Source organism: Azospirillum baldaniorum (assembly GCF_003119195.2).
Taxonomy (GTDB): Bacteria; Pseudomonadota; Alphaproteobacteria; order Azospirillales; family Azospirillaceae; genus Azospirillum; species Azospirillum baldaniorum.
In genome coordinates this window covers 413,035-437,471 of sequence record NZ_CP022255.1, presented here as the reverse complement: position 1 = coordinate 437,471, position 24,437 = coordinate 413,035, and the positions used below count along the sequence as shown (strand labels likewise).

25 protein-coding genes are annotated in these 24,437 nt (G+C 67.4%); 14 read left to right on the top strand and 11 right to left on the bottom strand.

What is annotated here, in order from left to right:
• Positions 1-27: 27 nt before the first annotated feature.
• Positions 28-1,527: an aldehyde dehydrogenase family protein gene (locus Sp245p_RS24255; RefSeq protein ID WP_014198955.1), complete on the bottom strand. Its 1,500-nt coding sequence runs from the start codon at positions 1,525-1,527 to the stop codon at positions 28-30.
• Positions 1,528-1,620: 93 nt separating this feature from the next.
• Positions 1,621-2,415 (bottom strand): enoyl-CoA hydratase/isomerase family protein, encoded by a 795-nt coding sequence (locus Sp245p_RS24250; RefSeq protein WP_014198956.1) that lies wholly within the window; start codon positions 2,413-2,415, stop codon positions 1,621-1,623.
• A 336-nt stretch (positions 2,416-2,751) separates the two neighbouring features.
• Between Sp245p_RS24250 and Sp245p_RS24245 the strand changes: the two genes are divergently transcribed.
• From Sp245p_RS24245 to Sp245p_RS24215, 7 genes are all read left to right on the top strand, one after another.
• Complete coding sequence (locus Sp245p_RS24245) at positions 2,752-3,456, top strand: GntR family transcriptional regulator (RefSeq protein WP_129557219.1); 705 nt, start codon at positions 2,752-2,754, stop codon at positions 3,454-3,456.
• Positions 3,457-4,147: 691 nt separating this feature from the next.
• On the top strand, positions 4,148-5,122 hold the full coding sequence (locus Sp245p_RS24240) for a CobW family GTP-binding protein (RefSeq protein WP_014198959.1): 975 nt from the start codon (positions 4,148-4,150) through the stop codon (positions 5,120-5,122).
• Positions 5,123-5,159: 37 nt separating this feature from the next.
• Positions 5,160-5,882: a nitrile hydratase subunit beta gene (nthB, locus tag Sp245p_RS24235; protein ID WP_014198960.1), complete on the top strand. Its 723-nt coding sequence runs from the start codon at positions 5,160-5,162 to the stop codon at positions 5,880-5,882.
• A gap of 15 nt (positions 5,883-5,897) precedes the next feature.
• Positions 5,898-6,518, top strand: a complete 621-nt coding sequence (gene nthA / locus Sp245p_RS24230; RefSeq protein WP_014198961.1) for a nitrile hydratase subunit alpha — start codon at positions 5,898-5,900, stop codon at positions 6,516-6,518.
• Between the two features lie 40 nt (positions 6,519-6,558).
• Entirely contained in the window at positions 6,559-6,915 is a 357-nt protein-coding gene (locus Sp245p_RS24225; RefSeq protein ID WP_014198962.1) for a nitrile hydratase accessory protein, read from the top strand.
• A 29-nt stretch (positions 6,916-6,944) separates the two neighbouring features.
• The gene (locus tag Sp245p_RS24220; protein ID WP_014198963.1) at positions 6,945-7,598 is read left to right on the top strand and encodes an energy-coupling factor ABC transporter permease; all 654 of its coding nucleotides are present in this window, start codon (positions 6,945-6,947) and stop codon (positions 7,596-7,598) included.
• Positions 7,599-7,668: 70 nt separating this feature from the next.
• Positions 7,669-8,628: a GlxA family transcriptional regulator gene (locus tag Sp245p_RS24215; protein ID WP_014198964.1), complete on the top strand. Its 960-nt coding sequence runs from the start codon at positions 7,669-7,671 to the stop codon at positions 8,626-8,628.
• Between the two features lie 191 nt (positions 8,629-8,819).
• Here the strand turns inward: Sp245p_RS24215 and Sp245p_RS24210 are convergent, their stop codons facing one another.
• From Sp245p_RS24210 to Sp245p_RS24170, 9 genes are all read right to left on the bottom strand, one after another.
• On the bottom strand, positions 8,820-9,860 hold the full coding sequence (locus Sp245p_RS24210) for a sensor histidine kinase (RefSeq protein WP_014198965.1): 1,041 nt from the start codon (positions 9,858-9,860) through the stop codon (positions 8,820-8,822).
• Entirely contained in the window at positions 9,857-10,306 is a 450-nt protein-coding gene (locus tag Sp245p_RS24205; protein WP_014198966.1) for a response regulator, read from the bottom strand. Before Sp245p_RS24205 ends, Sp245p_RS24210 begins: the two co-directional genes overlap by 4 nt.
• Complete coding sequence (locus tag Sp245p_RS24200) at positions 10,296-11,795, bottom strand: sensor histidine kinase (protein WP_014198967.1); 1,500 nt, start codon at positions 11,793-11,795, stop codon at positions 10,296-10,298. Before Sp245p_RS24200 ends, Sp245p_RS24205 begins: the two co-directional genes overlap by 11 nt.
• 208 nt (positions 11,796-12,003) lie before the next feature.
• On the bottom strand, positions 12,004-12,846 hold the full coding sequence (locus Sp245p_RS24195) for a class III extradiol dioxygenase family protein (RefSeq protein WP_014198968.1): 843 nt from the start codon (positions 12,844-12,846) through the stop codon (positions 12,004-12,006).
• A gap of 4 nt (positions 12,847-12,850) precedes the next feature.
• Positions 12,851-13,198, bottom strand: a complete 348-nt coding sequence (locus Sp245p_RS24190) for a protocatechuate 4,5-dioxygenase subunit alpha (RefSeq protein WP_014198969.1) — start codon at positions 13,196-13,198, stop codon at positions 12,851-12,853.
• 41 nt (positions 13,199-13,239) lie between these two features.
• Positions 13,240-14,115, bottom strand: coding sequence for an amidohydrolase family protein (locus tag Sp245p_RS24185; RefSeq protein ID WP_014198970.1), 876 nt, complete (start codon positions 14,113-14,115; stop codon positions 13,240-13,242).
• A gap of 25 nt (positions 14,116-14,140) precedes the next feature.
• Positions 14,141-15,199, bottom strand: coding sequence for a 4-oxalomesaconate tautomerase (locus Sp245p_RS24180; protein ID WP_014198971.1), 1,059 nt, complete (start codon positions 15,197-15,199; stop codon positions 14,141-14,143).
• Positions 15,192-15,863, bottom strand: coding sequence for a 4-carboxy-4-hydroxy-2-oxoadipate aldolase/oxaloacetate decarboxylase (locus tag Sp245p_RS24175; RefSeq protein ID WP_014198972.1), 672 nt, complete (start codon positions 15,861-15,863; stop codon positions 15,192-15,194). Before Sp245p_RS24175 ends, Sp245p_RS24180 begins: the two co-directional genes overlap by 8 nt.
• Complete coding sequence (locus tag Sp245p_RS24170) at positions 15,863-16,597, bottom strand: PIG-L deacetylase family protein (protein ID WP_014198973.1); 735 nt, start codon at positions 16,595-16,597, stop codon at positions 15,863-15,865. The genes Sp245p_RS24175 and Sp245p_RS24170 overlap by 1 nt, the downstream gene beginning before the upstream one ends.
• A 504-nt stretch (positions 16,598-17,101) precedes the next feature.
• Here Sp245p_RS24170 and Sp245p_RS24165 point away from each other — a divergent pair.
• The 7 genes from Sp245p_RS24165 (at position 17,102) to Sp245p_RS24135 (ending at position 24,424) form a co-directional block, all read left to right on the top strand.
• On the top strand, positions 17,102-18,049 hold the full coding sequence (locus Sp245p_RS24165) for a Gfo/Idh/MocA family oxidoreductase (RefSeq protein WP_041813760.1): 948 nt from the start codon (positions 17,102-17,104) through the stop codon (positions 18,047-18,049).
• 128 nt (positions 18,050-18,177) lie between these two features.
• Positions 18,178-19,542, top strand: a complete 1,365-nt coding sequence (locus Sp245p_RS24160) for an MFS transporter (RefSeq protein ID WP_014198975.1) — start codon at positions 18,178-18,180, stop codon at positions 19,540-19,542.
• Positions 19,543-19,835: 293 nt separating this feature from the next.
• Positions 19,836-21,032 (top strand): ABC transporter substrate-binding protein, encoded by a 1,197-nt coding sequence (locus Sp245p_RS24155; RefSeq protein ID WP_014198977.1) that lies wholly within the window; start codon positions 19,836-19,838, stop codon positions 21,030-21,032.
• 57 nt (positions 21,033-21,089) lie between these two features.
• Positions 21,090-21,959 (top strand): branched-chain amino acid ABC transporter permease, encoded by an 870-nt coding sequence (locus Sp245p_RS24150; protein ID WP_014198978.1) that lies wholly within the window; start codon positions 21,090-21,092, stop codon positions 21,957-21,959.
• On the top strand, positions 21,959-22,972 hold the full coding sequence (locus Sp245p_RS24145) for a branched-chain amino acid ABC transporter permease (RefSeq protein ID WP_014198979.1): 1,014 nt from the start codon (positions 21,959-21,961) through the stop codon (positions 22,970-22,972). The genes Sp245p_RS24150 and Sp245p_RS24145 overlap by 1 nt, the downstream gene beginning before the upstream one ends.
• A complete protein-coding gene (locus Sp245p_RS24140) occupies positions 22,969-23,727 on the top strand; it encodes an ABC transporter ATP-binding protein (RefSeq protein WP_014198980.1) in 759 nt (252 codons plus the stop codon). Before Sp245p_RS24145 ends, Sp245p_RS24140 begins: the two co-directional genes overlap by 4 nt.
• Positions 23,714-24,424 (top strand): ABC transporter ATP-binding protein, encoded by a 711-nt coding sequence (locus tag Sp245p_RS24135; protein ID WP_014198981.1) that lies wholly within the window; start codon positions 23,714-23,716, stop codon positions 24,422-24,424. Before Sp245p_RS24140 ends, Sp245p_RS24135 begins: the two co-directional genes overlap by 14 nt.
• Positions 24,425-24,437: the final 13 nt, after the last annotated feature.

Below are 24,437 nucleotides of genomic sequence, written 5' to 3'. Positions count from 1 at the left end.
TCCTCCCTTTTTTTGGTGAACTCTTGATCAGTCCATGTTGATGATGACCGTCTTCTTGTGCGTGAAGTGATCGAGCATCGCTTCGAGGGATGCTTCTTTTCCAAGGCCGGACTGCTTGAAGCCGCCGTAGGACAGACCCGGCTGAACCACGAGGTTCTGGTTGACCTGCACGAAGCCGGCCTGGAGCCGCCGGGTCGCGTCGAGGGCGGTGCGCAGGTCGCGCGTCCAGATGGTCGCGGCGAGACCGAAATCGCTGTCGTTGGCCATGGCCAACGCGTCCTCGTAGTCGCGGAAGGCGATCACGCAGGTGACCGGTCCGAAGATTTCCTCGCGGGCCAGCCGGTGATCGTTGGCAAGGCCGGTGAAGAGGACGGGCTGCACGAACAGGCCGCGCGCCAACCGCTCGTCCGTCGGCAGGGCCGAGCACCGATGGGCGATAGCGCCCGCCGTCGTCTCGCCAAGCGCGATGTAGGACTGCACCCGCTCGAACTGCTGCGGCGAGATGATGGTGCCGATGTCCGTCGCCTCGTCCAGCGGGTCGCCCATGGTCATGGCGTCGACCTTCGCCTTCAGTTTGTCGATGAAGGCGTCGTGAAGGCTCTCGTGGACGAAGATGCGCGAGGAGGCGGTGCAGCTCTGGCCTTGCCGTGTGAAGCGCATGCCCGCCACGGCGCCGTCGATGGCCTTGTCGAGATCGGCGTCGCCCATCACGATCATCGGGCTTTTGCCACCCAGCTCGAGGGTGACGGGGATCAGCTTGTCGGCCGCCAGATGCGAAATGATCTTTCCCGTCTCCACCGAACCGGTGAAGGTCACCTTGCCGACCCCCGGATGGGTGACCAGGGGGGCGCCGCATCCGGGGCCGTCACCCGACAGGATGTTGAGGACACCCGGCGGCAGCAGCTGGTTCATGACCTGGATGACGCGCAGGGCCGCCAGCGGCGCCTCCTCGGCGGATTTGACGATGACCGCGTTTCCGGCGACCAGCGCCGGCGCGATCTTGAGCGCCATCAGGTACAGCGGCACGTTCCACGGAATGATGGCGCCGACGACGCCGATCGGCTCGCGCTGGGTGAAGGTCAGCATCTTCGGGTGGAAGGGAACGGTTTCGCCCTTCAGCTCGGACGCGAGCCCGCCATAGAAGGTCAGGGTGTCCGCCACCAGCGACGCCTCGACCCGGCTTTCGGTGCGGATGGCCTTGCCCGTCTCCAGGGCGAGCAGGCGCCCGATCTCCTCGGCATGGCCGACCAGACGGCGCCCGCATTCGACCAGCAGCCGGCCCCGCTCGCGCGCCGAAAGGCGAGCCCAGGCGCCTTGCGCCGCGACCGCCGCGCGGACGGCGGCGTCGACGTCCCGCTCGCCGCCGTCCGCCGCCGTGGCGATCACGTCGCCCGTCGCGGGGTTTACGACGTCGAAGGTCTTTCCCGTGGCCGCCGGCCGGAGTTCGCCGCCGATCAGCAGCAAACCCGACAGCTCGCGTGCGAGGGCATGGGGGGTCGTGTTCAGAACCAGGTTCTGGTCGGTCATGGACGGTCTCTTTTTGAATGGGGCCGGTTTCGAATGGGGCCGGCCGAATGCGGCTGGTGTGCCGATCCGGCGCGCGCCGGGGAGCGGAGGCGGTCAGGACGCCCGGCGCTGCGACCAGACCTTCAGGGCGTTGGCGAACTCGTCCGACCGCAGGCTCGCGGCGAAGGCCGCTTCCGCCGCCCGATCATCCAGCTCGCCGCGGGCGATGTCGTTGAGCGCGCGTTTCATGCCGGCGATGGCCTGCGGCGCGCAGGCGGTGATGCGTCCGGCCAGTTCGTCCACGGCGGCCGGGAGGTCGTCGGGAGCGACGATCCGGTCCAGGAAGCCGATGCTCAGCAGGGCGTCGCCGGCGATCGTTTCCGCCGTGAGGAACAAGCGCTTGGCCGCGTTGAGGCCAAGCCGCGACACGTAGCGGCGAAGGCCGCCGGGGTAGAAGTGTATGCCAAGCTGCCCGGCCGGCATGCGCATGCGCATTCCGGTCACGCCGATGCGGAAGTCGCAGGCGAGCGCCAGATCGGTGGAGCCGCCATAGACGCTGCCGTTGAGGGCGCAGATCGTCGGGACACGGACCGCTTCGACGCGATCGCACAACCGTGCAAAGGCGTTCTCCCCGTCCTGGCCGTCCGAGCCGCCGCGCTGGGAAGACTGGGCCGCGCTCAGGTCGTACCCGGACGAGAAGCTCGGCCCCGTTGCGGTCAGCACCAGCACGCGAACGGACGGGTTCGCTTCGGCCGCCGCGATTTGTTCCTCCAGAATGGCGATGTCCGCCACGTCGATCCGATTGTGCTGGAGCGGGCGGTTGAGCCGGATGGTGCCCACCGTGTCGTCCATGGTCAGTTGGGGGGCTGTCGCCGGCCCGTCCGATTGCCCCCGTGGCGTCCCGTTCATCGTTTCCTCCCAGGTGCCGTCATTGGCGACGGCGCGGCCCTATGGATACCGCCTTTGGTTTTCTAAAGAACCATGAGTGAGTTCATGCATACCAGAGAGTGATAATGGAATGCAACATGGAAAGTTTGGCACGCTTATGGTTGGCAGGCCCCGCAATGAGTGACGGCGGTTTCCTGTGTGCCTTTGCGCGTTGGGAAGGGCCAAAATCCCCTGTTGGATAAGGGTCCACTATGCTTCGCCATGGCCTGATTTCACCGCCGCCCGCGGCTGTTCGGTCGACCAAAACCGAGTTTTGGCATACCATGACATTGACGCCGATCAGCGGACGCGATACCGTTGACCGATCCCGATTTGCCAACGGATCATGCCATGCAGGCGGAAAAGCCAAGCCGCGTAACGGAAATGCGGCAGGTGCTCGAACAGGAAATTCTGGGCGGGATCATCGCGCCCGGCGACCGCCTGGACGAACGAGCTTTGGCCGAACGGTTCGGCGTGTCACGGACGCCGGTGCGCGAGGTGCTGTCCCAGCTTGGCTCGAGCGGACTGGTCACGATAAAGCCGGGAGCCGGCGCCTCCGTATTGCGGATGTCCGCCAAGCAACTCGTCGGCATGATGGAGGTTCTGGTCGAACTGGAATCCCTGGCCGCCAGCCTTGCCGCCCGCCGCATGGGAATCGCCGGGCGCAAGCGTCTTCTGGAAGTGCACGAGGCGAGCCGCGCCGCCGCCGAGGCCAGCGACATCGAGGCCTACGACAATCTCAATCGCGAACTGCATGAGTTGATCTACGCCGGAAGCCGGAACGAGCATCTGGAGCACCAGGCGAAACTCATTCGCAGCCGCTTGCGCATCTACCGCCAGTATCCGTTCCAGCACACCGCGCGCCCTTTGAAGTCCTACACCGAGCACGACCGTTTCGTGAAAGCGATCCTGGAAGGGGACGGCGAGGCCGCGCGCCGGCACATGCACGACCACATGACCACGGGCGGAAGCATTTGGGTCGATATGGTGGTCTCCATGCCGCCGGTCGGTGACCATGAGTAGCGGCGCTGTTTTCTGAACATGTTTGCCGGGCGTTGCTGCGAAAAGGCCGGGCTGAATGTGTTCGGGAAACGGGAACCAACCCAGGTCCGCCGACGCCCTCAAGGCTGGTATCAGGTGCGCGACCGGCTGTCGCTCATCCGCGCCATCGGCCTCGGTCGGGCGACGGTGGACGAGTGGCATCGCCAACTTCGCCAAGAATTTCCGACGCCTGATCTGGCTTGGGGGCGCGCTGTGCCCGTATGGCGCCGCTCCCCCAGGGTATTTCCGCCTTTCCAGCCAAAACTGAGAGTTCAGCTCCTTTAAAAGCGCCGCTTTTCGGTGTGTCGGCGGTCTGCTCGCCGATCGCTCTCAAGACGGCATCCTCCCTCCGTCGCGGCCTCCGGTTCTTGGCGCGAGCATCAACAGCACCCGGCTTCCGCCACCAATTCCCCATCCACGCACCACGCTGCCACGCGGTGCCAGGACTCCCAAACCGCGTCAGAAGCCGTATCCCCATGTCGATTCACGCAAAGCGGTTGGCCGATTCTGATAGGCGCTTTGTCCGGAATTGCCCTCTGCCGCTTGTTGAGTCAGCGAATGGTATGCGGTGCAATGTATACCACAGCAGCGCTGAAGCGGAACGTCCGGATCTTTTCGGCCATCTCCGCAGGTGAAGGCTGCCCTTTGCAACCTGAAGCAACGGAGCATCGCCATGCGACCGATTCCGGTGACCGTGTTGACCGGATTTCTCGGAGCCGGCAAGACGACCCTGCTCAACCGCATCCTGGCGGAGCGCGGTGGCGGGCGGACCGCCGTCATCGTCAACGAATATGGGGAACTTGGCATCGACGGGCTGCTCGTGACGGCGACGGACGAGACGATCGTCGAACTCAACAATGGTTGTGTCTGCTGCATCGTCCGCGGTGATCTGATCGAGGCGTTGGTAAGGCTGGCCGAAGGCGAACGCGGATTCGACCGGGTGGTGATCGAGACGAGCGGCCTTGCCGACCCGGCCCCCGTCATTCAATCCTTCGTGCTGGACGAAGGGCTGCGTGGCCGCTTCGCGCTGGACGCCATCATCACCGTGGCCGATGCCCGCCACCTTCCCCTGCAACTCGGTCATGACGAAGCGCGCGAACAGGTTGCCTTCGCGGACGTTATCCTGCTGAACAAGATCGACCTGGAACCCGCCGCGGCGCTCGATGCCGTGGAACGCGAAATCCGCCGGCTCAACCCGCTGGCGCGCATCCACCGCACCGAGGAGTGCGCGCTGCCGCTCTCGGAGATCCTCGGCATCGGCGCCTTCGACCTGCAGAACATCCTGCGCCTCGACCCCGATATCCTGGATGAGCATGAGCACGAACACGACGCCGGCATCGGCTGCGTGGCCTTTCGCGAGCCTGGGCGGCTCGACCCGGCGGCCGTCGACCGCTGGCTCAACCAGCTTGTCCAGGACAAGGGGCGCGACCTGCTGCGCGCCAAGGGCGTGCTGGATCTCGACGGCCAGGGCCGCCGCTTTGTCTTTCACGGCGTCCACATGACACTGGACGGGCGGCTGGGCCGGCCTTGGAGACCCGGCGAGGAACGGCTGAACCAGCTCGTCTTCATCGGCCGCAACCTCGATGCCGAAAGGCTGCTGGAGGGACTTCGCGGCTGCACCGTCGCGGCGGACGTCGCCGCCCACTGACGCTTCTGACTCCGTTCCCGATTTCAGGAAGCACCCAATGAAGCTGCAACATTACCTCGGGGGCCTGGAGGGTCTCGGCCCCATCACCGTCGAAACGCGCGTCTTCGTGGAGGAGTGGGAGAAACGCATCTTCGGCATTCACACGGCGATGATGGCGCTCAGCCCGCAACTGCCGCTTCCCGCCACGCCGAGCGCCTTCCGCACCGTCTGGACCTGGGCCCATCTGCGCACCGGGGCCGAAGGGCTCAACCCCTTCGACTACTTCAAGTACCGCTACTATGAGAAGTGGCTGGGCGGGATCAGCGGCTACTTCATCGAGAACGGCTACATCACCGAGGAGGAACTGGAGGCCCGCACGGCGGAGTATCTGGCCGATCCGGACAAGCCTCTGCCGCAAGGCGGCGCGCCGGAGATCGACCAGCGCGTCGAACGCTATCTGGCGGAAGGGGATTCCCCGAAGCGTGACGTCGCGATCCTGCCCGACTTCCAAGAAGGCGACACCGTCCAGGTCAGGAATGTGCCGACGCTCGAGCACACCCGCCTGCCCGGGTTCCTGCGCAACCACAGCGGCGTGGTCGAGACGGTCTATCCGGGCGCCTACGGCTATCTGACCGACACCGGGACGGACGGCGTCGGCGCGCCGATGCCCGTCTATTGCGTGCGCTTCGAGGCCAAGGACCTGTGGCCCGGCAACACGGAGCCGAACGTCACGCTCTACGCCGACCTTTACGCCGCCTACGTCACCAAGCCCACCGCCTGACCGGAGCCATCGCGAATGACCGATCGTTTCCACCATCCCGACGACCGCGAGGCCCGGAGCGCCGCCCGCGTCCGCGCCCTCGAAGCGCTGCTCATCGAAAAGGGCGTCATCACCAGCAAGACCGTGGACACGGTGCTGAACGTGTTCGAAACGAAGATGGGCCCGTTCAACGGCGCCAGGATCGTCGCCCGCGCCTGGGTCGATCCGGCCTTCAAGCAACGGCTGATCGAGGATGCGCCGGCCGCCATCGCCGAATTGACGGATCTGCCGGAAGGCATGGCCGGGGCCGAGGGCGAGCACATGCGCGCCGTGGCGAATGGCGAGGGCGTCCACAACCTGGTCATCTGCACGCTCTGCTCCTGCTATCCCTGGCCGGTGCTGGGGCTGCCGCCGTACTGGTACAAGGACCCGACCTTCCGCAGCCGCGCCGCCCGCGAGCCGCGCGCCGTGCTGAAGGAGTTCGGGCTCACCGTGCCCGAAAGCACCGAGGTCAAGGTCTGGGACAGCAGCGCGCAGATCCGCTGGTTCGTCATTCCCGAGCGCCCCGCCGGGACCGAGGGCATGAGCGAAGGCGAACTCGCGGCCCTGGTCACGCCGGAAGCCATGATGGGCGTGGCGGTGGCGGCGTCCGCCTGAACCCCAAACCGGCCCCTCAGAACCGTCAGGAGGAACGGGCATGCTGACCCACTTCGAACATTTCGCCCTGACCAGCATGGCCGGGGCAGAGGATTCCCCGCCCCGTGCCAACGGCACCCTCTGCTTCGCGGAGGAGTGGGAGCGGTCGGCCTTCGGCGTGGCGCTCGCGTTGGCCCGGGAGGGTCATTTCGAGTGGGAGGATTTCCGTCGAAACCTGATCGCCGCCATCGGCGACTGGGAGCGGACCCAGGCCCCCGACGGCCCCTCCTGGAACTACTACGAACAGTGGTTGAGCGCCCTGGAAGCGACAATCCTTCAATCCGGCCTCGCGACGCCCGACGAATTGTCGGCCCGCCTTGCCACGGCCACCGCGACTGCCGACACGCGGTCGGCCTGATACCACCATCCGAACATTGGGAGACGTCCATGCACATTGAACCCGGCATGCTGTCCGCCGCGAAGATCGTCGGCGCCAATGCGGCCGCGCTCAGCCTTCTCGCCTCGCACGTTCCGGCCTTCCTGCGCCGGCCTCTCGAATGGGGCAAGGCGCTCCTGGCGGCCATCTTCTTCTCGGTCTTCATGGAGTTCTGGCACCAGCCGGTCGGCCCGTCGGAACTGCACTTCATCGGCGCCTCGGCCATCTATTTCATTTTCGGATTTCCCGCGACCCTGTTCGGGTTCGGCATTGGACTGACGCTGCAGGCCCTGCTGTTCGAGCCGCAGGATCTCGGGCATCTCGCCGTGAATTCGCTGTCGCTGATGGTGCCGCTGGTTGCCGCACACGCCATGGGTGGAAAGCGCCTGTTGGAATCCGGTGGACTGGCCTCGATCCGCTGGTCGTCGGTGCTGCGCTTCGACGCCGTCTATTACAGCGGCGTGGTCGCCATGGTCGGCTTCTGGCTGATGCTGGGCGAGCGGGCAACGCCGTTCGCGGATTGGGCGGTCTTCGCCGCCGCCTATCTGCCGGTCGTGCTGTGCGAACCGGCGATCAGTTGCGGGCTTCTGCGGGCTCTGGGCCGGCTGGACGCCGGCAATCCGCTGCTTCGCGTCACCACGCTCCGCAGCCCGGCTCTTGCCTGATAGTTGGCATGCCAAATACAATCGGGCGGCTGTGCCGTTTGGCCGCCCGATTGCAGGAAGAGCGTCTTTCATGCGGATTGTGCTTCTCGCCCCTCCCGGGGTTCAGGCGTTGGATGTGGTGGGGCCGGCGGAGGTGTTCTGGGAAGCGGCGCGCCGTCTCGGCGATCCGAAGGCCTACGAGGTGCAGGTGATGGGCACCGCGGAGGGGCCGGTTTGCGGAACCGGCAGCCTGCGGTTTCTTGCCGACCGAACCATCCACGACCCCGACCAGCCGATCGACACGTTGCTGATCGCCGGTGACCCGTCGTTCAGCGCCATCGATCCGGCGGTGATCGACTGGCTCAGGCGCCGCGCGCCCGAAGTCCGCCGCTACGGGTCGATCTGCACGGGGGTGTTCCTGCTGGCGGCCACCGGGCTGCTTGACGGCCGCCGTGTCACCACCCATTGGGAATGCGCCGACAAGCTTCGCGCTGAGTTTCCAACCCTGACGGTCGATTCGGACCAGATCTTCATTCGCGACGGCAACATCTCCACCGCCGCCGGCGTCACCTCCGGCATCGACTTGGCGCTATCCCTGCTGGAGGAGGATCACGGGCGGGAACTGGCGCTGCTGGTCGCGCGCTACATGGTGATGTTCCTGAAGCGGCCTGGAGGGCAGTCGCAATTCAGTGCCCATCTCGCCGCCCAGGTGTCGAGCCGTACCGGAATCCAGAAGATCCAGGCGTATGTGCTGGACAATCTTTCCGCCGATCTGTCCGTGGAGGCCTTGGCGTCCCAGGCCGGCATGAGTTCGCGCAATTTTGCCAGGGTGTTCAAGCGCGACGTCGGCCGCCCTCCGGCCGATTTCGTGGAAGCGGCGCGGCTCGACGCGGCGCGCCGGATGCTGGTCGATTCATCCACGCCGCTCCAGCGGGTGGCTCATATTTGTGGGTTTGGTGACGCCAGTTCGATGAGGCGGGCGTTTGTTCGCAATCTCGGCATCAATCCGGTTGACTACCGGAAGCGCTTTCGCACGACGACGACGGCCTGATCCTGAACCGCATGAATTGGCATGAAGCAAGAGCCCTGTCGCGGGAACGGGACAGGCCTGCAGAACGCCCCAAGATCGCACGTTGCCGACGATGGCCGGGCCAAACTTCTGAACCCACTTCCAGCGAAGATGCCGTCACGAACGATGGGCCGCCGCCATTGCCGTGACAATGCCTGCTCTCGGAAGACCCGTCACAGCGGCTGCAAAGGCATCGTCAACGTCACCCACGTGCCGGCGTGCCGCCTGTCATAATTCAACTGCGCACCCAGGCTGGTTGCCATCGTCTGGACGATCCGGGTACCAAGACCGGTTCCCCGCGGAGTGTCGTCACGGGAGAAGCCGACGCCGTCATCCTCCACGCTCACCGACAGATTCCCGTCGGCGGCCTTCGCACGGACCCGGATGCTGCCGGTTCGGCCGTCCGGGTAGGCGTACTTGCAGGCATTCGTGACCAGCTCGGTCACGATCACCGCCAGGGACACGGCCTTGTCGGTCGGCACCGATACGGCGTCGGCGACGACGATGAAGCTGTCCGGGCGCCGGGACGCCATTGCGGTGTGCATTCCGGCGAGAAGCGTTTCCAGATACAGGTCGATGCGGACGGAGCGCACGTCGTCGGACGTGTACAGGCTGCGGTGGATGCCGGAGATCGCGATGATGCGCGCTTGGGTCTCCCCCAGCGCGGCCCGGGCTTCGGGGTCGGAGAGGCTGGATTTCTGCATCTGGATGAAGGCGCCGACCAGGGCCAGGCTGTTGGCGACGCGGTGGTTGACCTCCCGCAGCAGCAACTCCGCACGGTCCCGCGCGGCGCGCACGTCCTGATCCGCCCGTTCCCGTTCCCGGCGAAGATGAGCCTTCTCCAGGGCCTGCTCGATGGCCGCCACCAGCAGATCGAAAAATTCCTCACCGGCTTCCTTGGGAACGTAATCGTCCGCGCCGGCCTTCAGCGCCGCGACGGCCACCCGCGTGTCGCCGGCGCCCGTGACGTAGACGACCGGCGGCGCGTTGTCGCGCGACAACAGGGCGGGCAGGATGTCCAGCCCGGTCGCCCCTGGCATCTCATGATCCAGCCCGACCACCGTGATGCCGCCCAGGTCCAGCCGTCTCAACCCCTCCTGGCCATCCTGTGCGCATTCGACGGCGTAACCGCGCCGTTCGAGCTTCCGTTGCACCAGCCGCGCCATGGCGACATCATCGTCGATGTAGAGGATGCGGACGGCTAGGTCGGTCATGCCACCGCCTCGGGAATCTCCATGATGGAAAACAGCAGCTCCAACTTCCGGATCGCGGTGGCGAAGCTCTCGTAATTCACCGGCTTGGTGACGTAGACATTGGCCCCGATATCGTAGCAGCGCTGGATTTCCTGCCGGTCGTCGGTCGTGGTCAGCACCACGACCGGGAAGCGTTTTGTGTAGGGGTTGGTCTTGAGCCTCGCCAGGATATCGATCCCCGTCATGTCCGGAAGGTTCAAATCCAGGAGAATGAGAAGGGCCCGTCCCATGCTCGCTTGCCCGCTTCCGTCCGGGCCGAACAGATAGGCGAGGGCGCTCGTGCCGTCGCTGAAGGAGACGATGTCGTTGGTCACGCCGGACCGCCGGATGTTCTTCTCGATCAGCCGTGCGTGGCCCTCGTCGTCCTCGATCATGACGATGCACGCCGACTGTGTGTCACGCGTCATGGACGGTCTTCTCCAAAGGCAGGGCGAGGGCTTTGGGAAGGGTTATGCGAAAGACGCTGCCCTGTCCAGGAACCGATTCGACGGTCACCTCGCCTTGCAGGCGCCGGATGAGCGTCCGGACATAGGCCAGCCCGATCCCCTCTCCGGGGCGATCCTGCACGCCGGAGCGGCGGAACAGCTCGAAGATCCGTTCGTGATCCTGCGGCGCGATTCCGCGCCCATTGTCCGCGACTTCGAAGATCAGGCGGTTCTCTTCGACCCGCCCGTGGATGGCGATCCGTCCCGTCCGCGCCGGATCGAGATACTTGATCGCGTTGTCGAGCAGGTTTCCGAACACCTGCTCCAGCGCGAGCCGGTCCGACAGCAGGGACGGCAAGGGCTCCTTGATGTCGATGGTGCAACGCTGCTCGCTGGCCTGATGGCGGAGGCTGGCAACCACGTTTTCCAGCAGCGCCTGCATGGAGACGGGTTCCGGGTTCAGCGTCCGGCCGCCCTGGCGCGACAGGGCGAGGATGGCGTTGATCAGCCGGTCCATCTTTGTCGTCGATGCGCGGATGAAGCCGATGGCTTCCGGCATGTCCTCCACCACCGCGCGGCGCGCCTCCGACGCGGCGGCGTCATCACCGTCCGACGGCAGGCGGTCGAGATGAGCGCGCACGCTGGCCAGCCCCACCTCGAATTCGCCGGTGAAGCCCATCACGTTCACCAGCGGGGCGCGCAGGTCATGGCTGACGATGTAGGCGAAGCGCTGGATTTCGTCGTTGGCCCGTTGCAGCTCCATCGTGCGTTCCGACACGCGCTGTTCCAGGGAGTCGTTGAGGGCCTGGATCGCGCGCTGCGCCCGCATGAGGCCCCGCGTGTAACGGAGCGCGATCCAAACGGCGCCGCCGACGACCAGAACGATGAACAGGCCGCCCAGGTTGGCCACCCAACCCGATGCCCTGGCCTGCCCGATCAATGCGCTGAGCTGGGTGTCGAGCTGGGCGTCGGCGGGGGTGATCAGGTCGGCGAGCGAGCGGCGGGCATCGTCCATCAGCATCATGCCGCGACCGGTGCGCACGACGGCCAGGGCCTCGTCCCGGCGCCCGGCCTCCATCAGCGTGATGGTCTGCGCCAACTCTTCCCGCTTGGCGTCGGCGAGGACGGCGAGGCGGTCGATGATGCGCAACTCGTCGGCATCCCCGCCGGCGAGGTCCCGCAACCGGACGATCGTGCTGTCGACCGCGGCGGTGGCGGCCTCATAGGGCTTGAGATACTGACGGTCCTCGGTGAGGAGATACCCCCGCTGACCGATCTCGGCGTCTTGCAGCTGGCTGAGGAGCGTCCCGGCGGCGACCCGCAGTGCGGTTATCCGGCCGACGGACCTGGAAAACGTCTGTGTGCTGTCGGCCAGCCATCCCGACATCGCGACGATTCCCAGCAGCGTCAGCGCGGCGGCGAGCAGCATCAGAAGGGCTCGCCGGGTGACGGCGGCGCTGAACATGTGCATTGCAGACGACCGACCCGTGCGGGAATGAGGTGGGTCTCTATAGCAATTCACCGCTCAATTGGCAATTTGGGCTGCACCATCAAGTTGTCGACGGGGTGTTCCCAGGCTGTGATGATTGCAGGACGCGCTGCGTTGTCCTGGGCACATGGCGCCCCTTCCGCCGGGGAACGCGGCGGCGGAAGGGACGCCAACGGCAGCGGAGGCCCGATCAGGCCGCGCTTTCGAGGACCAGCAGGCCGGCCCCGGTGTTGGAGATCGGGATGTGGTAGTTGCTGTGGACCTTCGAGACCTTCCGGCCCAGCGCGCCGCGCATGATCAGCCAGAGGATCAGCTCCGCCCCTTGCGCGCCGGCCAGCCGGACCAGATCGTGGATGGAGTATTTCGCCAGCGCCTCCGGCTCGTCGACGATCTTCTCAAGGCACATCAGGTCGAAGTCCTTGTTGATGAAGCCCGCCCGCTCGCCGTCGAGCTGGTGCGACAGGCCGCCGGTGCCCAGCACGACCACCTTCAGGTCCTTGGGGTAGGACGCCACCGCGCGGCCGATGGCCTCGCCCAGCTTCAGGCAGCGCGCCGGGGTGGGCAGCGGGTGCTGCACCGTGTTGACCGCCACCGGGATGGTGCGGACGGGACGCTGGGTCTGGTCGGGCCACAGCAGGGCCATCGGCACGGTGAAGCCGTGGTCCACCGCCATCTCCTGGCAGGAGCAGATGTCGAACTCGTCGTTCACCAGCGATTCGATGATGTGCCAGGACAGCTCCGGATCGCCGGGGTAGGGCGGCAGCGGCTTCAGGCCCCAGCCCTCGTCCTTGTTCTGGTACTCGGGAGCCGCGCCGATGGAGAAGGTCGGCATCTTGTCGAGGAAGAAGTTCAGTCCGTGGTCGTTGTAGACCACGATCGCCACGTCCGGCTTGACCTCGGCCAGCCACTCGCGGGCCTTGGGATAGCCGTCGAAGAACGGCTTCCAGTAGGGGTCCTCGAAGAGTTCGTTGGCGATGGCGTTGCCGATCGCGGGAATGTGGGAGGTGGTGACGCCACCGACGATCTTGGCCATGGTCTCAGTTCCCCGCCGCCTTGAGCTTCGCCTTGAATTCCTCGACCGTCATGCCGGTCTGCTGCGCGCCGATGTCCTGGACGTTCAGGCCGAGCATGCCGATGAACTTGGCGAGGTAGTAGATGTTGCCGCCGGCCGCCAGCAGGGCCAGGGCGTTGCGCTCCCGGATGGCCGTCTTCTGCTCATCGGTCAGGCCGAACTTGGCGCAGTAGGCCTCCTCGTCGGCCAGGAACTCCTGCCGGGCCGCCGCCTCGTTGAACGAGTAGCACATCTTGTTGAGCGGATAGCCCTTCATGGCCATCCGGCCGTCGAAGATGGTGGTGCCGGGGATCGGCTCGTGGGGTGCGGTCACGGGTGTTTCCTCCTTTTCGTTTCTGTCACTCGTTTTTGGGCTTATTCGGACCAGTAAAGCCGCATCGGGTTGTCGACGAGAAGCGCCGTCCGCTTGGCCTCGTCGGTGGCGATGCGGGGGATGACGTCGACCAGATGCCCGTCGTCGGGCATGTGCGAGGTCATGTTCGGGTGCGGCCAGTCGGTGCCCCACAGCACGCGGTCAGTGAAGCGGTCGACCAGCAGGCGGGCGAAGGGCACCACGTCGTCGTAGGAGGGCGGACCCTGGACGCTCAGCCGCTCGGGGCAACTCACCTTGCTCCAGACCTTCGGGTTCTCGGCCATCAGGGCGACGAATTTCTGGAACTGGGGGTGGTCCACGCCCTTGGCGATGTCCGGGCGGCCCATATGGTCCACGACGATGGTGGTCGGCAGCTCGCGCAGGAAGGGCGTGAGGTCGTCCAGATCCGGCGCCTCGAAATAGACCACGATGTGCCAGCCGAACGTGGCGATCCGGTCGGCGATGCCGAGGAAGACCTCCTTGGGCGTGGCGTCCACCAGACGCTTGACGAAGTTGAAGCGCACGCCGCGCACCCCGGCCTCGTGCAGCTCGGCCAGCTCACCCTCGGTGATCGAGGGGCCGACCGAGGCGACGCCGCGCGCCAGCCCATTGGAGGCCCTCAGCGCGTCGACCAGCGCCCGGTTGTCCTTGCCGTGGCAGGTCGCCTGGACGATGACGTTGCGCGCGAAGCCCAGCTCGTCGCGCAGGGCGAACAGCCGTTCCTTCGGCGCGTCGCAGGGGGTGTATTTGCGTTCCGGCGCGTAGGGGAAGCGGTCGGCCGGGCCGAAGACGTGGCAGTGGGCGTCCACCGCGCCGGGCGGCGGCGTGTAGGCCGGCTTGCTCGGGTTCGGGTGGAAGGGACGGTAGTCGGCGTCCATGGAAGGCTCCCTTCGGGGAAAATGATCAGTCGGCGTAGACGGTGCCGTCGAACAGCTTGCGGGCGGTGCGCAGCAGGGCGGCGCGGGTCACCGTTCCGGCCTCGTCCAGGTCGAGGACCACGGTCATCTCGCCGGTCGGGTGCTCGACGCTCAATGTCTTGGCGGCGCCGTCGGGGACCACGGCGAGCGACGCGGCGGGGGAGCCCTCCAGCGCGCAGGCGGTGGCGACGCTGACCGCGCCGAGCACGCCGATGGAGGCGTGGCAGCGGTGCGGGATGAAGGTCCGGGTGGACACCGCCCCGCCGTTGGCCGGCGCGCTGACCAGCGTCATCTTCGGCACCGACTTGTCCGTCACGTCGCCCAGCTTCATCCGCGGCCCGGCCTGCAGCCGGATCGATTCCAGCCGCGCCTTCAGCGCCGCGTCGCCGTCCAGTTCCTCCCGCGTCTCGTCGCCGCGCACGCCGAGGTCGGCGGCGCGCAGCACCACCACCGGCATGCCATTGTCGATGCAGGTGACCGGAACGCCGTCAATGACGTCCACCACGTTCCCCGTCGGCAGCAGCGCCCCGCAGGAAGAGCCGGCGGTGTCGCGGAATTCGATGGGGATCGCCGCCGCCGTGCCGGGCACGCCGTCGATGCGCGCCTCGCCCCGGTAGGTGACCGTCCCGCCCGGCGTCGGCACGGCGGCCACCGCCACCTGCCCGGTGTTCTCCATGTGGATGGTCACCGGCGTCACGCCGTCGCGGGCGGGGACGAGGCCGCGCTCGATGGCGAAGGGGCCGACGCCGGCCAGGATGTTGCCGCAGTTCTGCGCGTCGGTGACGATGGCCTTGTCCACGAACACCTGAAGGAACAGGTAGTCGACGTCCACGCCCGGCCGTTCCGACCGGCGCACCACCGCCACCTTGGAGGTCAGCGGGTCGGCGCCGCCCATCCCGTCGATCTGGCGCGAGTCGGGCGAGCCCATCACCCGCAGCAGGAAGGCGTCGCGCGCCGCCGTGCCGGGCGGCAGGTCGTCGGCCAGGAAGTACCCGCCCTTGGAGGTCCCGCCGCGCATCCACAGGCAGCGCACGCCGTCAGACATAGCGCAGCCCCTTCGCGGCGAGCGGGCCGCGCATGCCGTAGAGGTCGAGGCCGAGTTCGCCGGCGGCGAGCCGCGCCCGCTTCTCCTCCTCCTTCGCCAGCCGGTCCTGGGCCTTCGCCAGCACCTCGGCGGCCTCCTCGCGGCGGACCACGCAGACGCCGTCGTCGTCCGCGACGATCACGTCGCCGGGATTCACCAGGGCACCCGCGCAGACCACCGGCACGTTGACCGAACCCAGCGTCTCCTTGACCGTGCCCTGCGCGCAGACCGCGCGGGACCAGACCGGGAAGCTCATGTCGGTCAGAGTCCGGACGTCGCGCACCCCGGCGTCGATGACCAGACCCGCGCAGCCGCGCGCCTTGGCCGAGGTCGCCAGCAGGTCGCCGAAATAGCCGGCGTCGGACGGCGAGGTGGTGGCGAGCACCAGGACATCGCCGGGCTTCACCTGCTCGATGGCGACGTGGAGCATCCAGTTGTCGGCCGGCGGGGCGAGGATGGTCACCGCCGAGGCGGCGAACTGGGCGCCCGGATAGATCGGGCGCAGGGCGGAGGCCAGCAGGCCCTTGCGGCCCTGCGCCTCGTGCACGGTGGCGACGCCGCATTCGGCCAGACCGGCGATCACCGCCGGGTCGGCCCGCTCGATGGTTTGGACGACGACGTTCATCACAGCTCATCCACGGTGCGGGGATAGACCGACTGGAAGCCCTCGGCGTAGCGGGCGTTGCGCCCGCCGGCCTGCCCGCCGGAGTTGCGGCGGAAATGGTTGCCGCGGTTCTGCGCCAGGTTGGTGTAATAATCCCAAAGATGCTCCTGCCCGGCCATGCATTCGATGGCGGCGCGCTTGTTGTCCCACACCTCGGTGATGTCGAGGAAGACGTCCGGCTTCCATCCCATCTGCTCGGTCTGGTGCGGCTCAAACAGGTAGAGCTGCGGCGCGCCGAGCACCTTCTGGCCGGGATTGTGGCCCCAGGCCTGGGCGATCATCCGGCATTCCATCAGGACCTTGGTCGCGTAGGAATGGTCGGTGTTGTAGGGATCGTAGTGCGAGTGGCTCATCAGGAAGGCCGGCTGCACCTTGCGGATCACGTCGACCAGACGGAACTTGGCCTCGCGGTCGATCTCCAGCGGGTAGTCGCCCAGGTCGAAGAACTGGATGTCGTGGGCGTTCAGCGCCTTGGCGGCGGCCTCGGCCTCCTTGCGGCGCTCCGTCTTCACGTGGTCCAGCGTGCAGCCGTCCTGCTTCCACAGCTTGGCGGACTCGCCGCGCTCGCCGTAGGACAGGCAGACGATGGTGACCTCGTAGCCCTTCTTCTGATGCAGCGCGATGGCGCCGCCGGCGCGCCACACGAAGTCTGCCGAGTGGGCGCTGAGCACCAGCGCTCGTTTGTTCTGTGCCATGAATGTCCGCTCCCCCGCATGGGCAGTCTGGTGGTGGGCAGCCTTGTTGTGGGCAGTCCGATTTTGATGGCCCATCATCCGCCGGTCCGGTGGCAAATCCTATTTCGAACTCCCTTCGTTACCATTTGGTTTTGCTATAGGCATCTTTTTCGATTGGGCCTCGCCATGGGATGCCGGGCGCGGAACAGCCTCCGGGGTCGATACGAAGATGTCGCGTCAAGCGTAATCTCATGTCGAATCATGGGGATGCAACATACGGGGCTGTGCTCAAAGGCGCGCTGTCAGGTAAGGAAAGGGCTGTTTTGCCGCCGCCTCGACGGGGCTCCTTCCCTACCGCTCGACCCCGTCGCTATTCAAAAAACAAATGGGCTCTTCGACGAACGAATTTCCTCGGCGGCGGGCGGGATGATACCCATTCGATCATGAGGGATTAAGGGGTGAGGAGCTGGACCCGCCGCTGCGGGGGGCTCCCGGCCCGGACAAGGGATTTCGGGAGAGGACGCGATGAGGATTTGTGTGGCCGGGGCCGCGGGCGCCTTCGGCGTGAAGCATCTGGAGGCGGTCGCCGCCATCGACGGCGTCGAGGTGGTGTCGGTGGTCGGCGGCGAGCCGGACGACATCGAGGGTTTCGCCAAGGCGCGCGGCATTCCGCATTGGACCAAGGATCTGGCCGAGAGCCTGGAGCGGGCCGACGTGGAGGCGGTGATCCTCGCCACCCCGACGCCGGTGCACGCCACCCAGGCGATCCAGTGCCTGGAAGCCGGCAAGCATGTGCTGGTGGAAATCCCCATGGCCGACAGTCTGGCCGACGCGGAGCGGCTGGTCGCGGCGCAGCGGACCAGCGGTCTGGTCGCCATGGCCGGGCACACGCGGCGCTTCAACCCCAGCCACCAGTGGATCCGCAACCGGGTCCAGGCGGGGGAGCTGACGATCCAGCAGATGGACGTGCAGACCTACTTCTTCCGCCGCTCCAACATGAACGCGCTGGGCAAGCCGCGGACCTGGACCGACCATTTGCTGTGGCACCACGCCTGCCACACGGTGGACCTGTTCCAGTACCAGACCGGCGAGGTCGCCAGCCAAATGCACGCCCTGCAGGGGCCGGCTCACCCGCAGCTCGGCATCGCCATGGACATGAGCATCGGCATGAAGGTGCCGTCCGGGGCGATCTGCACCCTGTCGCTGTCCTTCAACAACGACGGGCCGCTGGGGACCTTCTTCCGCTACATCTGCGACAACGGCACCTACATCGCCCGCTACGACGATCTGTACGACGGCAAGGACAACAAGATCGACCTCAGCGGCCTCACCGTGTCGACCAACGGCATCGAGCTGATCGACCGCGAGTTCTTTGCCGCCATCCGCGACGGGCGCGAGCCCAACGCCAGCGTGGCGCAGTGTCTGCCGGCCATGCGGACGCTCGACCGCCTGGAGAAGTCGCTGAACGCCTGACCGGGGAACGCGCCGCCAGCTCCACGGCCCCAGCCCTATGGTTGCCTGGGGCCGCAGTTCCCAAAAAACAAAAGACGGGACGCAAAACAAAAAACGCCCCGTGACGAGTCCCCCCGAGGAGGAAACCCATGCCAACCGCGCGCAGCGTCGACGTCCAAGCCTTTCTCAACGAGCACCCTTTCTCGCGATACCAGTGGCTGGTGTTCGCGCTGTGCTTCTTCATCGTCCTTCTGGACGGCTTCGACACGGCGGCCATCGGCTACATCGCCCCGTCGCTGACGACGGAATGGGGAATCGCGCGGCCGGCGCTGGCGCCGGTGCTGAGCGCGGCGCTGTTCGGGCTGGCCTTCGGCGCCCTGTCCGCCGGGCCTCTGGCCGACCGCTTCGGCCGCAAGGCGATCCTGATCGGCTCGGTCCTGGTCATCGGCACCGCCTGTCTGGCCTCCGCCTTCTCGGGCAACCTGGACCAGCTCGTCATGCTGCGCTTCGTCACCGGCCTCGGGCTGGGGGCGGCGATGCCCAACGCCGTCACGCTGATGAGCGAGTATTGCCCCGAGGGGCGGCGGGCCATGGTCACCAACGCCATGTTCTGCGGCTTCCCGCTCGGCGCGGCCTTCGGCGGCTTCCTCGCTGCCTGGATGATCCCGCTGTGGGGCTGGCGCAGCGTGCTGGTGCTGGGCGGGATCGCGCCGCTGGTCCTGGCGGCGGTGCTGCTGGTCCTGCTGCCGGAATCGGTCCGCTACATGGTCGCCCACAACCACCCGGTGGAGCGCATCCGCGCCGTGCTGCGCCGCATCTCCGAGACGGCGGCCGGAGCGGCCGGCTTCGTGATGACCGAGAAGGCCCCGGCCACCAAGGCGCGGAACGGCATCGCGGTCGTGCTGTCCCGCGGCTATCTGGTCGGCTCGGTGATGCTGTGGGTCGCCTATTTCATGGGGCTGGTGATCTTCTACGCGCTGATCAACTGGATGCCGATCCTGTTCAAGGACGCCGGGCTGGCGCCGCGCGACGCCGCGCTGATCGCCGCGCTGTTCCCGCTGGGCGGTGTCGGGGCCGTGCTGTCGGGCTGGCTGATGGACCGCTTCAACGCCAACAGGATCATCGCCTTCGGCTTCGTGCTGACCTACGGCGCCGTCTACGCCATCGGGCAGGTGGCCGGGAACGTCGGGCTTCTGGTGGTCACGGTCTTCGCGGCGGGCACCATCATGAACACCGCCCAGACCTCGCTGCCGGCGCTGGCCGCCAGCTTCTACCCGACCCACGGACGGGCCACCGGCGTGGCGTGGATGCTGGGGCTGGGCCGCTTCGGCGGGATCGGCGGCTCGTTCCTGGTGGCCGAACTGGCGCGCCGGCAGCTCGACTTCACCAGCATCTTCGCCATCGTCGCCGTTCCGGGTCTGGTCGCCGCCCTGGCCCTGCTGGTCAAGCAGTTCGTCCATCCCGAGGACCGGTCGAGCGGCACGGGTCGGACCGTCGAAGCCCTGGGGCATTGAGTTTTACTATAGACCACCCATAGGCTTTGCGGCTCGGCACCGTCGGTCTGCGGTTCGGATGCTCCTGCTGCATTGCAATGGCGCCCCGGACGTTATTCAAAAAACGAATGGGGCCTTCGTCCAACGAATGAGCGCAGCGCTGCGATCACTGATATCCCTGCTGTGGTGACGGTATCGGCGGCCTGCGCGTCCGGCCCCGGCGAACGCCAAGACGCCCCCAAGCAACGCCCCCAAAGCAACGCCCCCCAATCAACGACGAAAAAGCACGGGGGCTTTCAGAACGAGGAGGAAACATGTCCGGAACATTTCGCAAGGCCCTGCTGGGCACGGCCTTCCTGTGCGCCTTCGGGGTCGGAGGCAACGCCGGTTCGGCCTGGGCCGACACGATCAAGGTCGGGGTGATCGCGCCGTTCTCCGGCCCCTTCGCCACGGTCGGCCAGACCTTCAAGCAGGCCATCGAGGTCTATCAGGCCCAGCATGGGAAGACGGTCGCCGGCAACACGGTGGAGTTCGTCTACAAGGACCTCGACCAGGCCAACCCGGCGCAGAGCAAGGCCCTGGCCCAGGAGCTGGTGGTCAAGGAGAAGGTCGGCTACCTCGCCGGCTTCTTCTTCACGCCGGACGCGCTGGCGGTCGCCCCGCTGATCGACGAGGCGAACATCCCCTGCGTGATCTTCAACGCCGCGACCTCGGCCATCACCGAGAAGTCGCCGCGCTACGTCCGCACCTCCTTCACCCTGTGGCAGAACACCGTGCCGCTGGCCGAGCACGTCGCCAAGCAGGGCATCCGCAAGGTGGCCACCGCGGTCAGCGACTACGGCCCCGGCATCGACGGCGAGACCGCCTTCAAGCAGACCTTCGAGAAGGCCGGCGGCAAGGTGGTCGACAGCATCCGCATGCCGCTGAAGTCCACCGACTTCGCCCCCTTCATGCAGCGCATCAAGGATTCCGGGGCGGAGGCGATCTACGCCTTCCTGCCCGCCGGCCCGACGACGCTGGGCTTCGCCCGGGCCTTCAGCGACACCGGCCTGAAGGCCGCGGGGATCAAGTTCTTCGGCCCCGGCGACATCACGCAGGAACCGGACCTGCCGGTGCTCGGCGACGCGGCGGTCGGCATCACCACGACCTTCAACTACAGCCAGGCCCACGAGTCCGACCTGAACCGCCAATTCCTCGCCAAGCACAAGGAGCTGTTCGGCTCGTCCGACATCGTCACCTTCACCTCGGTCGGCGCCTATGACGGCGCGCACGTCATCTACCGCATGGTCGAGGCGACGGGCGGCAGGAGCGACGGGGCGAAGGCGGTGGAGGCGGTCAAGGGGATGGCCTGGGAAAGCCCGCGCGGGCCGGTGCGGATCGACCCCGAGTCCCGCCACGTCACCCAGACCATCTACCTGCGCGTGACCGAGCGCAAGGACGGCAAATTGCAGAACACCGAGGTCGCCGGGTTCCCCGACCAGCCCGATTACGGCTTCAAGGCCGGCAAGTAGGACCATCGACGGCCCCTGTCCCCGACGGGAGGGGGCCTGTCCGCGCTGGAGTTCCTGATGGAAACGCTTTTCGGCATCGTGGTGGACGGGGTCGCCTACGGGATGATCCTGTTCATCATCTCGGTCGGCCTGTCGGTCACGCTCGGCCTGATGCGCGTGGTCAACCTCGCCCACGGCGCCTTCGCCATGGTCGCCGGCTACGTCGCCTCCTACGCCGCGCAGGGGCTGGGCCTGCCCTACGCCGTGGGTCTGGTGGCGGCGATCCTGTTCACCGTGCTCGCCACGCTGCCGCTGGAGAAGCTGCTGTACCGGCGCATCTACGGCTCGGCCAACGAGCTGGCCCAGGTGCTGCTGACCATCGGCCTGACCTTCGTCATCGTCGCCGGGATCAACTACCTGTTCGGCCCGACGCTGAAGCGCATCCCGCTGCCGGACGCGCTGCTCGGCACCGTGGCGATCGGGCCGAAGTCCATCCCGGTGCACCGCGCCTTCGTCATCGCCATGGGGGCGGCGACCGTGCTGGGCCTGTGGTGGCTGCTGGAGCGCACCGATTTCGGCATCAAGCTGCGCGCCGCCGTGGACGACCCGAACATGGCCGCGGCGCTGGGCATCCGGACGGAGCGTCTCTACACCGCGACCTTCGCGCTGGGCACCGGGCTGGCGGCGCTGGGCGGTGTGCTGGGGGCGGAACTGCTGCCGCTGGAGCCCTATTACGCCATCCGCTACATCGTCCTGTTCCTGGCGGTGGTCGCCGTCGGCGGGGCGGGCAACATCCTCGGCTCGGCCGCCGCCGCCCTGGCGCTCGGCATCGTCGACACCGCCGGCAAATATCTGATCCCCAGCTTCGGCGAGTTCTTCTTCTACGCCGCGCTGATCCTGATCCTGTTCCGCTGGCCGCACGGCTTCTTCCAGGGGAGGGCGGCCTGATGAGCGGACGTCACACGGGCGCGGTGGCCATCGATCCGTCTCCGCAGGTCTCCGCGCGCGAGCCCTGGTTCCGCCGGGCGCTCGGCGGGGCCGCGTTTCCGCTGCTCGCCGCCGCCGGGCTGGCCGCCTTCTGGCTGTTTCCCAACGATCTCGGCCTGATGACGCGCATCGCCGCGACGGCGCTCTACGTCCTGTCGCTCGACCTCGTGCTCGGCTTCGGCGGCATCGCCACGCTGGGGCACGCGGCGATGTTCGGCACCGGGGCCTACGCCGCCGGCATCGCCGCCGTGCATCTGGTGAGCGACCCGCTCGTCCTGCTCGCCGTCGGCGGTCTGGCCGGCGGTCTGGTCGCCCTGGTCACCGGCGCGCTGATCCTGCACGCGCGCGGCCTGACGCTGCTGATGCTGACCATCGCCGTGGTGCAGATCGTCCAGGAGGTGGTCAACAAGGCGCGCGACCTCACCGGCGGCAGCGACGGCCTGTCGGGCATCGAGCCCAGCCCGCTGTTCGGCCTGTTCCGCTTCGACATGTTCGGGCGCACCTCCTACCTGTTCGCGCTGGCGGTGCTTCTGGTCGGTTTCCTGGTGGCGCGGCGCATCGTCCGCTCGCCCTTCGGGCTGGCCTGCCGGGGGGTGAAGGAGGACCCGCTGCGCGTCGCCGCGCTGGGCGGTTCGCCGCGCCGCTATCTGGTCACGCTCTACGCCATCGCCGGGGTGTTCGCCGGTGTGGCCGGGGCGCTGACCGCGGTGACCAGCGGCATTGTCGGGCTGGACAGCGTCAGCTTCTCCTGGTCGGCGGAGGCGCTGGTCATGCTGGTGCTCGGCGGCGCCGGGCGGCTCGTCGGCGCCATCATCGGCACGGTGGCCTTCATGACCATCCATCACGTGATGGCCGCGATCGACCCCTTCCACTGGATGCTGTTCATCGGCCTGTTCCTGATGGGCACCGTGCTGTTCCTGCCGGGAGGCATCGCCTCGCTCGCCGACCGTCTCATCAAGGGGAACCGGGCATGACCGCGCTTCTCGACGTCCAGGGGCTGAGCAAGAACTTCGACGGCCTCCAGGTGTCGGCCGACATCACGCTGGCGCTTCATCCGGGCGAGCGCTGCGCGCTGATCGGGCCGAACGGGGCGGGCAAGACGACCTTCGTCAATCTGGTGACCGGCGTGCTGGCGCCCAGCTCCGGCACCATCCGGCTGGCCGGGCAGGACGTCACCCGCTTGTCGGCGCAGGCGCGGGTGCGCCTCGGGCTGATCCGCTCCTTCCAGGTGGCCCGGCTGTTCCGTTCGATGACGGTGCGCGAGCATCTGGAGCTGGCCGTTCTGGAGCGCGAGCGGAAGACCTTCCGCCTCTTCGCCTCGGTCCGGCGCACGCCGGGTCTGGCCGACGAGGTGGCCGGCCTGCTCGACGGCATGGGGCTGGTCCCGATGGCGGACACCGCCGTCGGCGCCCTGGCCTACGGGCAGCAGCGTCTTCTGGAGATCGCGCTGGCGCTCGCCCTGAAGCCCAAGCTCCTGATCCTCGACGAGCCGGCGGCCGGCGTGCCGCATTCGGAAAGCCACCGCATCCTCGACGCTCTGGACCGCCTGCCGCCCGATCTGGCCGTGCTGATGATCGAGCACGACATGGATCTGGTGTTCCGCTTCGCCAAGCGCATCGTCGTGCTGGCGCAGGGCCGTCTGCTGTGCAGCGGCACGGCACAGGAGATCACCACCGATCCGCGCGTCCGCGAGGTCTATCTGGGGAGCCGGGCCAATGCGCCGCACTGAAGGGACGCTGGAAGTCACCGGCCTGACCGCCGGCTATGGCGAGACCCGCATCGTCGAAGGGCTGTCCTTCGCCGTGCCGGCCGGCGGGCGGATGGCCCTGCTGGGCCGCAACGGCATGGGCAAGACCACGACGCTGGCCACCCTGGTCGGGCAGACGACGCGGCACGCCGGCAGCATCCGGCTGGACGGCGTCGAGCTGAGCGGCCTCAACTCCTCCGCACGGGCGGCGGCCGGGCTGGGCTACGTGCCGCAGACGCGCGACATCTTCCGCTCGCTGACGGTGGAGGAGAATCTGGTCACCGGGCTGAAGGGCCGGCCGCGCTCCGCCCTGGAGGAGGCCTACGCGCTGTTCCCCCGCCTGAAGGAGCGGCGGGGCAACGGCGGGGGCGCGCTCTCCGGCGGCGAGCAGCAGATGCTGTCCGTCGCCCGCGCGCTGCTCGGCCGGCCGACGGTGCTGCTGCTCGACGAGCCGCTGGAGGGCCTGGCCCCGGTGATCTGCGATCAGCTGATGCAGGCGCTGGCGCAGCTGACCGTCACCCTGATCCTGGTGGAGCAGCAGGTGGACCGTGCCCTGGACTTCGCGCAGAGCGCGGTGATCCTCGAACGCGGGCAGGTGGTGCATGAGGGGGCGGCCGCCGACCTGCGGGACGACCACGCCCTCATGGAGCGGCACCTCGGCGTCGCTCTGGCGGTGTAGCGGAACCGAGGGA